Source organism: Mesorhizobium sp. M8A.F.Ca.ET.161.01.1.1, assembly GCF_004792105.1.
GTDB lineage: Bacteria > Pseudomonadota > Alphaproteobacteria > Rhizobiales > Rhizobiaceae > Mesorhizobium.
Genome location: NZ_SRTD01000497.1, coordinates 1 through 282, shown reverse-complemented (window position 1 = coordinate 282; position 282 = coordinate 1). Strand labels below are relative to the sequence as shown.

At 61.0% G+C, this 282-nt stretch carries 1 protein-coding gene; it reads left to right on the top strand.

From position 1 onward, the window contains the following. Nucleotides 1-10: 10 nt before the first annotated feature. A partial coding sequence (locus tag EN804_RS36730) for a ribonuclease III domain-containing protein (protein WP_281407943.1) occupies nucleotides 11-282 on the top strand: 272 nt, incomplete at its 3' end.

The window sequence follows — 282 nt, the reverse complement described above, 5'->3', positions numbered from 1 at the left end:
AGGTTGTGGGATGAGCAAGACCAAGCCGCTTTCCGCGGACGAGATTGCCCGTCTGGAAGCGTTGATCGGATATGAGTTCAAGGAAAAGGCCCGGCTCGACCGGGCCTTGACCCATGCCAGAGCCCGCTCCGCCGCGGCGGGCAATTACGAGCGTCTGGAGTTTCTGGGCGACCGCGTTCTGGGTCTCTGCGTTGCAGAGCTTCTGTTCTCCATCTTCCGCAATGCCTCCGAAGGTGAGCTTTCGGTGCGTCTGAACCAACTGGTCAGCGCCGAATCCTGCGC